This is a genomic window from Acidimicrobiales bacterium (assembly GCA_036491125.1).
Taxonomy (GTDB): Bacteria; Actinomycetota; Acidimicrobiia; order Acidimicrobiales; family AC-9; genus AC-9.
Genome location: DASXCO010000068.1, coordinates 1 through 10,223 on the forward strand (window position 1 = coordinate 1; position 10,223 = coordinate 10,223).

11 protein-coding genes are annotated in these 10,223 nt (G+C 68.1%); 4 read left to right on the top strand and 7 right to left on the bottom strand.

The window, feature by feature from the left end; all coding sequences use genetic code 11:
* Positions 1-433: 433 nt before the first annotated feature.
* The gene (locus VGF64_05600) at positions 434-607 is read right to left on the bottom strand and encodes a hypothetical protein (GenBank protein HEY1634213.1); all 174 of its coding nucleotides are present in this window, start codon (positions 605-607) and stop codon (positions 434-436) included.
* Between the two features lie 100 nt (positions 608-707).
* Between VGF64_05600 and VGF64_05605 the strand changes: the two genes are divergently transcribed.
* Genes VGF64_05605 through VGF64_05615 form a run of 3 tightly spaced genes read left to right on the top strand, consistent with a single transcriptional unit; the run spans position 708 to position 3,750 of the window.
* The gene (locus VGF64_05605) at positions 708-2,492 is read left to right on the top strand and encodes an MFS transporter (protein ID HEY1634214.1); all 1,785 of its coding nucleotides are present in this window, start codon (positions 708-710) and stop codon (positions 2,490-2,492) included.
* Between the two features lie 8 nt (positions 2,493-2,500).
* Complete coding sequence (locus VGF64_05610; protein ID HEY1634215.1) at positions 2,501-2,989, top strand: MerR family transcriptional regulator; 489 nt, start codon at positions 2,501-2,503, stop codon at positions 2,987-2,989.
* Positions 2,986-3,750, top strand: a complete 765-nt coding sequence (locus tag VGF64_05615) for a dienelactone hydrolase family protein (protein HEY1634216.1) — start codon at positions 2,986-2,988, stop codon at positions 3,748-3,750. The genes VGF64_05610 and VGF64_05615 overlap by 4 nt, the downstream gene beginning before the upstream one ends.
* 21 nt (positions 3,751-3,771) lie before the next feature.
* On the opposite strand, the gene VGF64_05620 is transcribed toward VGF64_05615, so the two are convergent.
* From VGF64_05620 to VGF64_05630, 3 genes are all read right to left on the bottom strand, one after another.
* A complete protein-coding gene (locus VGF64_05620; protein ID HEY1634217.1) occupies positions 3,772-4,155 on the bottom strand; it encodes a hypothetical protein in 384 nt (127 codons plus the stop codon).
* 257 nt (positions 4,156-4,412) lie between these two features.
* Positions 4,413-6,062, bottom strand: coding sequence for a sodium:solute symporter (locus VGF64_05625; GenBank protein ID HEY1634218.1), 1,650 nt, complete (start codon positions 6,060-6,062; stop codon positions 4,413-4,415).
* The gene (locus VGF64_05630; GenBank protein ID HEY1634219.1) at positions 6,062-6,367 is read right to left on the bottom strand and encodes a DUF3311 domain-containing protein; all 306 of its coding nucleotides are present in this window, start codon (positions 6,365-6,367) and stop codon (positions 6,062-6,064) included. The genes VGF64_05625 and VGF64_05630 overlap by 1 nt, the downstream gene beginning before the upstream one ends.
* 172 nt (positions 6,368-6,539) lie before the next feature.
* Here VGF64_05630 and VGF64_05635 point away from each other — a divergent pair, with 172 nt between their 5' ends.
* The gene (locus tag VGF64_05635) at positions 6,540-7,136 is read left to right on the top strand and encodes a YceI family protein (GenBank protein HEY1634220.1); all 597 of its coding nucleotides are present in this window, start codon (positions 6,540-6,542) and stop codon (positions 7,134-7,136) included.
* An 8-nt stretch (positions 7,137-7,144) separates the two neighbouring features.
* Here VGF64_05635 and VGF64_05640 read toward each other — a convergent pair whose 3' ends face one another.
* The 3 genes from VGF64_05640 to VGF64_05650 form a co-directional block, all read right to left on the bottom strand.
* Positions 7,145-8,266 (bottom strand): hypothetical protein, encoded by a 1,122-nt coding sequence (locus VGF64_05640; GenBank protein HEY1634221.1) that lies wholly within the window; start codon positions 8,264-8,266, stop codon positions 7,145-7,147.
* A 54-nt stretch (positions 8,267-8,320) separates the two neighbouring features.
* Positions 8,321-9,715, bottom strand: a complete 1,395-nt coding sequence (gene zwf / locus VGF64_05645; GenBank protein ID HEY1634222.1) for a glucose-6-phosphate dehydrogenase — start codon at positions 9,713-9,715, stop codon at positions 8,321-8,323.
* Between the two features lie 140 nt (positions 9,716-9,855).
* Positions 9,856-10,223, bottom strand: a 368-nt coding sequence (locus VGF64_05650; protein ID HEY1634223.1) for a hypothetical protein, incomplete at its 5' end; no start/stop codon positions are given.

Sequence of the window (10,223 nt, forward strand, 5' to 3'; positions counted from 1 at the left end):
GTCCACCTCCGAGCCGGGGTGCACGTTCTGGCCCAGGTGGGGGAAGGTGGCGCTGAGCGGGTAAGCGGTCGAGAAGAAGTCGTAGGCCCCGCCGACCGCCCGGTACACCACGGCCAGGGTCAGCGCGATGACAGCGACCACGAGGACCAAGCGGGGGCCGGGCCGCATCATCCGGCTCACTCGATCTCTGAGTGCGGAGTCTGCTGCCATGTGTCATCCCCTGGTACCCGCCGCCGAGAGCGACCAACACGTCGTCGAGGTGCCGCTTGTCACAGCGGGGTGTGCGGGCGCGCAAGGCCGTCGGACACATTCGTCGATCGTGGCCGCCAGGGACATCGCCGCTCCCTCGGTCCCGGCTCACCGCTCGCGGGTGGCCGGTCTCGGCGTTTCTCTGGTTCCGCGGGGAGATCGTCGACGGCGAGCCCGCCGGTGATTAGACCTCGTCCTCGCTCTCGGACAGCTCCTCGGGGTCATCGAGGTCGCCGCCAACTTCAGCAGCCTCGGCCTCGTCGAGCGGCGACTGGTCGTCCTCCTGCTCGTCATCGAAGTCGATCTCGCTGTCCTCCGACGGATCCTCCGCCGAACCGTCGTCGCCATTGTCGCTCATGCCCGCGGTTCTATCGGACCCGAGCCCGCGCCGCGGCGGGCCTGGGCCCCAGCTTGACGTCGACGTCAACCTTTCTTCTTGCTAACGTCAATGGCAGCTCATGACCTCGGACACACTCGGGACCGAATTGCCGGCAGACGGAGCCGACGCCGCCGCTGATGGGCGCGGCTACCAGTGGACGGCGCTGACGATCACGACCCTCGGCATGCTGATGGCGACCATCGACGGCTCGATCATGCTGATCGCCCTCCCCGACATCTTCCGCGGCATCCATCTCGATCCCCTTCAGCCCGGCAACAGCTTCTATCTGCTGTGGATGATCCTCAGCTTCCTCGTCGTCACGAGTGTCCTCGTCGTGAGCCTGGGACGGCTCGGAGACATCTACGGCCGGGTGCGGATGTACAACCTCGGCTTCGCCCTCTTCACCTTCTTCTCCCTGCTGCTCACCGTCACCTGGCTGACCGGGCCGGCCGCAGGGCTCTGGTTGATCATCGTCCGCGTCTTCCAGGGCGTCGGCGCCGCCTTCCTCATCGCCAACTCGGCCGCCATCCTCACCGATGCCTTCCCCGACAACAAGCGGGGGTTCGCACTGGGCATCAACCAGGCCGCCGGCATCAGCGGCACCTTCATCGGCCTGGTGCTCGGCGGCGTGCTGGCACCGATCAACTGGCGACTCATCTTCCTCGTGTCGGTACCGATCGGCCTGTTCGGCACGATCTGGGGCTACCTGCAGCTTCGGGAGGTGAGCCGCGGGGATCGCGCCCGCATCGACTGGGCCGGCAACATCACCTTCGCCCTCGGCTTGGTCCTGATCATGGTGGCCATCACCTACGGCATCCAGCCCTATGGCACGCACACGATGGGTTGGACCAGCCCCATCGTCATCTTCTGCCTGGCGTCGGGGATCGCCCTCCTCCTCGCCTTCGCCCTGATCGAGACGCGGGTGGCCGAGCCCATGTTCCGACTGCCGCTCTTCCGGATACGCGCCTTCACCGGCGGTGTGTTGGCGAGCTTTCTCGCCGCCGTCGGTCGAGGCGGGCTGATGTTCATGCTCATCATCTGGCTCCAGGGGATCTGGCTGCCCCTGCACGGCTACGACTTCCTCCGCACGCCGCTGTGGGCCGGCATCTACATGCTGCCGCTGACCGCGGGGTTCCTCATCGCCGGACCCGTGTCCGGCACCCTCACCGACCGCCACGGCGCCCGGCCGTTCGCTACGGGCGGCATGATCGGCTCGGCGGTCACGTTCCTGCTGCTCGAGCTGCTGCCGATCGACTTCCCCTATTGGCTGTTCGGCCTGCTCCTGCTGCTCATGGGCCTCACCATGGGGGCCTTCGGATCTCCGAACCGGGCCGGGGTGATGAACAGCCTGCCGCCCGAGGACCGCGGCGCGGGCTCGGGCATGAACTCGACCTTCCAGAACTCGGCCCAGGTCCTGTCGATCGGGATCTTCTTCTCGCTGATGATCGTCGGGCTCGCATCAGGTTTGCCCGCGAGCCTCTTCCACGGCCTGGTCGGCCAGGGCGTCCCCGCACCCGCGGCCAACAGGGTGGCGCACTTACCACCGGTCTCGACGCTCTTCGCCGCCTTCCTGGGGGAGAACCCGATGCAGCACCTCCTCGGCCCGTCGGTCCTCGCCCACCTGCCACCCGGGCACGCCGCGGTGGTGACCGGACGAACGTTCTTCCCATCCCTCATCTCCGGGCCCTTCCGCCAGGGTCTCCACGCCGCCTTCGACTCCGCCATCGTGGCCTGCCTCATCGCGGCCGCCGCGTCCTGGACCCGCGGGACACGCTACGTCCATGGGGACAAGCTGCCAACGGCAGCCACATCCGGGCAGCCCGCCGCGCCCGACATGGCGCTCACTGCGGAGAGAGGGAGCTGACGAGAGCGATGAGCCCTTCCAGTTCGGTCGTCGACTACGAGGCCACGACCTGGCGCATCGGCGAGGTGGCCAAGCTGACCGGCGTTACCACCCGGACCCTGCGCTACTGGGAGGAGCTTGGTCTTCTGACGCCGAAGACGCATCGGGCGGCCGGCGAACGCTTGTACTCCGACGTCGAGATCCACCGGGCCCAGCGCATCAAGGAGCTGCAGGAGCTCCTCGGCTTCTCGCTGGCAGAGGTCGGAGTGGTGCTCGAGACCGAGGACGCCTTCGACCGACTCCGCGATGCCTATCACGCCGATCCCAAGCCCATCCACCGACTCGAAGTGATCCGTCGGGCGATCGAAGCCAACGACCGGCTGCTCGCCCATCTGGACGACAAGCTGGCCCGGATCCAGGCCTTCAGGGACGAACGTGCGGCCAAGGCACAACGGCTGCACCAGGTGGCAGCCGAGCTGCGAGCAGGATCCCCGACGCGAAAGAAGGAGCGATCATGACCTCACCGACGCCAGCCGCCTACGACGCCATGATGGCCGAGACCGTGAGGATCCCGAGCCGCAATGGGGACGAGATCGAGGCCTACCTGGCCCGCCCTCTCGCGCCCAGCCCATCCGGCGGAGTCGTCGTCATCCACCACCTGCCCGGTTACGACACGGCGACCAAGGAGATCACCCGTCGGTTCGCGGCCGAGGGCTACAGCGCCCTCTGCCCCAACCTGTACTCCCGACAGGCTCCGGAGGCACCTCCCGACGAGGCGGCCGCCATCGTCCGCGCCGAGGGAGGTATCTCCGATGAGCAGCTCGTCGACGACGTCGCTGGCGCGGCTGGCTATCTCCGCAGGCTCGCCTCGTCCAACGGGCGAATCGGGGTGATCGGCTACTGCTCGGGCGGACGGCAGTCGTTCCTCGCCGCCTGCAGCCTCGAGCTGGACGCCGCCGTCGACTGCTACGGGGCCTTCGTGGTCGGCACCCCACCGGAAGGCTGGCCGTTGAAGGTCGGGCCGATCGACCACCTGGCCCCCCAGCTCTCCTGCCCGCTGCTCGGTCTGTTCGGCGCCGAGGACTCGTTTCCCTCACCCGAGCAGGTGGCGGAGCTGGAGCGCATCCTCAAGGACAACGACAAGGTCTACGAGTTCCACACCTACGAGGGCGCGGGACACGCCTTCTTCTCGGTCAACCGACCCCTCTACCGGCCGGAGGCGGCCGTCGACGGGTGGGCGAAGGTCCTGGACTGGTTCGGTCGGCATCTGTCGGTGTGACCTCGACGACCGTGCGCCCCGTCACGTCGGAGCGTGGGGCTCTGAAGGTGGATCCCAATCGGGGTGATCGGTCAGGCATGCCCGCCCCAGCGCGACCAGCGCTCGAGGGGCGACTCTGCTCGTGCGGGAGATCAGCTGAAGCTCCAGACCGACGAGGCTGTCGAGCTGGATGCGGCGTATGGCTCGAGGATTACGCTCTCCGGCCTCGATCGTCTCCCTGGCCAGGATGGCGACCGCCTCACGCCATCCGTGACACCTCGATGGTTCGACCGGTGCCCAGGCGGCCAGCTGCCCCAGCCGGTCGGGATCGGCGTGGGCGACCTTGTTGATGTAGGCCCAGGCGGGGATGTTCTGACCCCGGGTGAAGAACCAGTCCTCCGACGAGCCACTGAGGAACGCTTCCACCTCACGCGCCAGCCTGGCTCCGGCCCTTGCCTCACCCCGCGCCGAGCGGCGTCGACCGTTCTTTCCCTTGCCCCGCCCGCGTCGCCCCCACATCGCCCTGCCCCCCTCGTCCCTTCGTGCGAGGGTCCCATGATCTTCGACGCGGAACAAGGAGAAAGGCTGCTAATCGCTGACGATCATCACGCACCGAGGGCGTCACAAGGCCGCGATGGGGATGAATCGGGCGCTGCGAGCGCCGGCGCTCAGCAGTACTCGCATCAAGGCGGAGCCGCGGGGCGCACCTTCTCCATCTCGGGCTCATCCGCCAGGCCGGCGCCGACGGGCGTGGGCAGCGGCGGCGCGGCCGCCTCCTCGAAGTCCTCGGGCGTGGTGGCATCGGCACCTCTCGGGGCCCGCAGAACCCTGAAGACGAGGGTGAGGACGAGGACGACCGCCACGTTGATGCAGAAGGCGACAAAGCCGGGATAGACCTTGAAGTGCAAACCCAACTGATGCCAGTTGTAGACCGAGCCCCCGAAGTGGGCCTGGTGCTTGGCCACGTTGGGCGTGGCGTAGGCCATCCACGTGCCGGTCACCATGCCAGCGAGCCAGCCGCCCAGGAGCGCCCACCGATGGAAGAACCGGGTGTAGAGCCCGAAGACGATGGCGGGGAAGGTCTGCAGGATCCACACCCCACCGAGGAGCTGGAGGTTGACCGAGAACTGCGGGCTCAGCACGATGATGAAGGCCAGGGCGCCCGCCTTCACGAGGAGGGACGCGACCTTGGCGACCGCGGTCTCACGCGCTGGCGTCGCGTTGCGGTCGAAGAAGGGCACCCAGATGTTGCGGGTGAACAGGTTGGCCGAGGCGATGGCCATGATCGCCGCCGGCACGAGGGCGCCGATGGCGATGGCGGCGAAGGCGATGCCCGTGAACCAGCTCGGGAACATCCGCTGGAACAGCTCGGGCACGGCGAGGTTCGTGTTGGTGACCTTCACCCCGGCGGTAATGGCCATGAAGCCGAGGAGTGCGATCATCCCGAGCAGGAAGGTGTAGGCGGGCAGCACCGCGGCGTTGCGCCGGATCACGTTCCGACCCTTCGACGCCAGCACCCCGGTGATGGCGTGCGGGTACATGAACAGGGCGAAGGCGGAGCCGAGGGCCAGGGTCCAGTAAGCGGCCTGGCTCCCGGGAGGGATGATGAAGGAGGCCTGGGCCGACTTGGGCTTGGCGGTCAGACTCGTGTGGGCGGCACCGAAGATGTGACCATAGCCACCGAGTCGCAGCGGTATGTAGATGACGGCGACGATGACGACGATGTAGATGAGGGCGTCCTTGACGAAGGCGATCAGCGCTGGCGCCCGCAGTCCCGAGGTGTACGTGTACGCAGCCAGGATGGCGAAGGCCAGGATGAGGGGCAGATCCTTCTGCCATCCGGTGCCGGCCAGGCCCATGCTCTGGAGCACCGCCTGGATGCCCACCAGCTGCAGGGCGATGTAGGGCATGGTGGCGACAATCCCGGTGACCGCGACGGCCAGGGCGAGCATGCTCGAGCCGTGGCGCACCCGTACGAAGTCGCTCGGCGTGACGGCGCCGTGCCTGCGGCAGACCGACCACAGCCTCGGCATGATCACGAAGATGAGCGGATAGATCACGATCGTGTACGGCACGGCATAGAACCCGATCGCGCCCATGCCATATACCAGCGCCGGAATGGCGATGAACGTGTACGCGGTGTACACGTCGCCGCCGAGCAGGAACCACGTGATGAAGGCGCCGAAGCCGCGGCCGCCGAGTCCCCACTCGTCGAGGTTGGCGAGGTCGTGGGCCCGACGCCACCGGACGGCGGCGAAGCCCATCACCGCCACGGCCATGAAGAGGAGGGCGAAGATTGCGAGCTCGACCGACTGGATGCCGCGGTGGGGCATCAGGAGCTCACCTGCGCAGGGGTGCGATCAGCCGATGCTGCGGGCTCGGCTCGCTCTCTGGTGAAGACGTACACCACAGCGGTGAGCACGGCCCCGACAATCACCCACAACAGCTGGTACCAGTAGAAGAACGGGAAGCCCCACAGCTCGGGTGTCGCCCGGGCGTAGAAGCTGGGCACGAGGACAGCGGGAAACTGGAGCAGGAGCAGGATGTACCAGAGTCGTCGGAGTGGCGACGACCGTCGTCGGCCGGTCGGCTCCCCCGCCACGGAGTCGCCCCCCCGACCGACAGGCTCCTCAGCCACCAACACCTCCCGCGGCGGCCCACCAAACTCGCACCGCTCCTATGGGTAGGCGAGCCGCGCTGACTGGGCCCTACCCACCCCAGGCGGGAGCGAAACCGGCCGGCTGTATGTCATTGGGCAGCCAAGCTCGCCATCTGGGAGCATGATGCCCGCACAGCGATGAGGGGGTCACGTGGCGAGCTGGACGTTCGAACCCGGTCACACCGAGGCTGGCTTTCGGGCCCGCCACATGATGGTGACCTGGGTCCGAGGCCTGTTCAAAGACATCCGCGGGACGCTCGAGTTCGACCCCGCCGACCCTCTGGCTGCGAGCTTCCAGGGCGAGATCGACGCCGCGAAGGTCTGGACCGGCCAGCCGGAGCGGGATGCCCACCTGCGTAGCGCCGACTTCTTCGATGTCGAGCGCTACCCGACGATCTCGTTCCGGGGGCGAACAACGGAGCGCACCGGTGACACGCACGGCCGGGTGACCGCCGAGTTGACCATCCGAGGCATCAGCCACGAGGTGCCTTTGGACGTGTCCTACCTCGGACAATGGGAGACGCCCTTCTGGGTCGGAGACGAGAACAGAGGCACGCTGCACCGCGCCGGCTTCGAAGCTCGGACGAGGATCGACCGCCATCAGTTCGGCGTCTCCTGGCAGGACCGACTGCCGGGAGCGGGCGTCGTGGTGGGTAACGAGATCGACGTGGTGCTCGACGTCGAGGCCGTCCTCGACGAGGATCTCGAGCGGACGGGCGCGATCGCGTACTACCGCGGCGAGTCCTGACCGACGAGCTACTTGGGTTGTCGCCCCCGGCCCGGACGGATGGGGGCGATGGCGGGTGTGTGGATTCGGCGAGGCCCCGACCACAGCGCGGGGACGGCGTCGACGGCGGCCGCCACCGCGTACGCCGTCTGCTCGTAGTTGAGCCGCCAGCCGACGAAATCGGGCCAGGCGTCGGCGGCTTCGCGCTCGATCGGGAAGTTGACGTCCTTCATGCGGTCGATCGCGTCCAGGAACTCCTGATAGGTGAGGGTGATCTCACCATTTGGATCAGGCTCGCTCGGCACGTCGATGCCCATCGCCCTGGCGATCTCGTTGAAGCACTGGAATCCTGCCCGCAGGAAGAGACGCGCCGGTACGACCGGCGCCGCCCCCGGGGAGAGGGCCAGGAACAGCGCCGCAGAGTCCAACGTGGCGAGCAGCGCAGTCACCCACGACGACAGGGGCCGGGGCGAACGGAAGCGCACCAAGGGAAGGTAGGTGGTGTGACTCTCCGCGACGTCGGCCGCCCAGCGTTCCCACCGGGTGTACAGCTCAGGCAGGGTGTCGAGGGTCGATAGGCCGGATCCGAGCGCGTAGTGCGTCCGGCCCAGCAGCTCGGGGCCCCACGACGGGACGCCGGCGCGCGCGTTCAGCAGCGCCACCTCGGTCTCCCTGCGGTTGAAGGCCGAGTACAGGGTGGGCAGGTAGGCGATCTGCAGCGTGATGATCACCAGGCCGGTCGCGGCGGCGGCGCAGACGATCGCCACCGGCGCTGCACCCCGCGGTACGGCGAAGCCGAGGGTGAACAGAGAGGAACCTGCGGCGGTGAGCGCTGACGTCACCCCACCGGTCGCGAATGGCCAGAGCAGCAGGGCGTACCCGACGAAGGCGAACACCATCCAGACGGCCAGCTGCGCCAGCAGGATCGTCGCTGCCTCTGCAGCCAGCACCCGGTCCCGCCGTCGGTAGTCGGCGGTGGTGGAGGTCGCCAGACGGAATGCGCGGTTCACGGCCCCCTGCACCCATCCGATGAGCCAGCCGCCGACCCGGCGGGGGACGATGAGGGTCCCGATCACGCTGGCCACCGCCGCCACCACGAGCAGGCCGCCGACGACTGCAGCCGCCGATCGGGCTGCGAGCGGTACCACCATGGGCTCTCCTTCGGTCAACAAGTCGGCCGAACCCACTCCGCCCGGCCATGCCCATCACTCGTGGAGCCAGGGCTCGTGCCATCGCGAGATTCCGGCTACGAGCCGGTTCGCGCCGCGGGGTCCCCAGGAGCCTTGCTGGTAGATCTCGAGGGGGGGCGGGACCTCGAGCAGTGGCTCCACGATCCGCCATGTCTCCTCGACGCTGTCCTCTCTGGTGAACAGGCTCGGGTCGCCGTGCAGGGCGTCCGAGAGCAGACGCTCGTACGGCCCCGGCGCCTCGCCCAACGCCCTCGAGAAGACCAGGGACAGGTCCACGGTCCGTGTGGCCTGGGCGCCGGGCGCTTTGGCCTGCACCACCAGGTCGGCGCCAGGGGCAGGATCGATGCGCAGCACGAGCTGGTCCGCCTCGGGCGCAACCCGCTCACCGAGGACGAAGCATGGCGGCCGCTTGAACACGATGCGCACCTCGGTGGACCGAACCGGCAGCGCCTTGCCGGCCCGGATGAAGAACGGCACGCCCGACCATCGCCAGTTGTCGATTTCGAGGCGAAGGGCGGCAAAGGTCTCGGTGTCGGAGTCCGGCTTCACACCTGCGACGGAGCGGTACCCCTCATACTGGCCGCGGAAGTAGTGCTTCGGGTCGGCCGTCGTGATCGCCTTGAAGACCTCCACCTTCTTGTCCCGTAGGCCGTCGTCCTGGCCTGCCGAGGGTGGCTCGCAAGCGACCAGCCCCATGACCTGGAGCAGGTGATTCTGGACCACGTCCCGCAGCGCGCCGACCGGGTCGTAGAAGCTCCCCCGGTCGTCGACGCCGAAGTCTTCCGCCATGGTGATCTGGACACACTCGACCCGGTCGTGGTTCCACAGCGGCTCGAAGATCGAGTTGGCGAACCGGAGGAACATGATGTCCATGGTCGGTTCCTTGCCGAGAAAGTGGTCGATACGGTAGATCTGCGACTCATCGAGCAGGCGGTGAAGGTCGCTGTTGAGGGCTCGGGCGGAGGCCAGGTCGTGGCCGAACGGCTTCTCGACCACAACCCGGGCCCGCGTGGTGAGATCGACCCCGGCGAGCCCCTCTACGACCCCGGCGAAGAGCGACGGTGGTATCTCCAGATAGAAGACCGGCTCGTGCCGGCCTTCGAGAGCCGCGGCGACGCGTTCGAAGGTTGTCGGGTCGGCATAGTCGCCCGAGATCATCGAGAGGCGGTGGGCCAGGCGCTGAAAGGTGGCCTCGTCGATCGTCTCGCCGGCCGCCTCGATTGCTCGGCGGGCGTGCTCACGGAGGGCGTCGTCCGACCAGTCGTCGCGCGCCACTCCTACGATCGGGCATGACAGTGCCCCTCGCCGCTCGAGGCGGTACAAGGCCACAAACGTCATCTTCCTGGCCAAGTCGCCGGTGATCCCGAAGATCACCAGCGCGTCCGCCGTTGTCCTCGCCTGGTTCGCCACAGACCGTCCTCCTCGCCCAGCTCCGGACCGTCGCCATGGTACGGGCTCCGCTCTCCCGGCGGCTTCGGGGGGAGGGCGCAAAAGCGGCAATAGGCAGGAGAGGAGGGCCGCGTCGGCGAACTACGTCACCCAAGGAGGATTCACGCCGCGAACCAGCAGCAACAGGCAGGAGAGGGGGGCCGCTTGAATCGTTGGCGATCGCTCCTGGCTGGGGGAACCGGCCTGGTGGTCATCCTGTCCGGCGGGGCCGCGTTGGGGGTCATCCCGCCCACCGCGACGATGGCCCCACTGGCTGCGGTGCTGCCGCCGGTCACCTCTTCATCCCTCACGACCCCCCCGTCGCCGTTGACCCGGATCACGATTCCGGGCACGACCTCGACCACGCAGCCACCGCACAATCCTCCTCCTTCTTCCCCGCCACCGAGCCAGCCCCCGCCGACGCCGAGCGGCTCGGGCGGTACCGCTCCCGGCGCTGGCCAACCCGGCAGCCCGAGGCTCGCCACCCCGT

Bases quoted from the DNA above. Each gene is read 5' to 3' on its own strand.
- VGF64_05600 (HEY1634213.1), bottom strand. From the start codon at position 607: ATGAGCGACAATGGCGACGACGGTTCGGCGGAGGATCCGTCGGAGGAC.
- VGF64_05615 (HEY1634216.1), top strand. From the start codon at position 2,986: ATGACCTCACCGACGCCAGCCGCCTACGACGCCATGATGGCCGAGACC.
- VGF64_05625 (HEY1634218.1), bottom strand. From the start codon at position 6,062: ATGCCCCACCGCGGCATCCAGTCGGTCGAGCTCGCAATCTTCGCCCTC.
- VGF64_05610 (HEY1634215.1), top strand. From the start codon at position 2,501: ATGAGCCCTTCCAGTTCGGTCGTCGACTACGAGGCCACGACCTGGCGC.
- VGF64_05605 (HEY1634214.1), top strand. From the start codon at position 708: ATGACCTCGGACACACTCGGGACCGAATTGCCGGCAGACGGAGCCGAC.
- VGF64_05640 (HEY1634221.1), bottom strand. From the start codon at position 8,266: ATGGTGGTACCGCTCGCAGCCCGATCGGCGGCTGCAGTCGTCGGCGGC.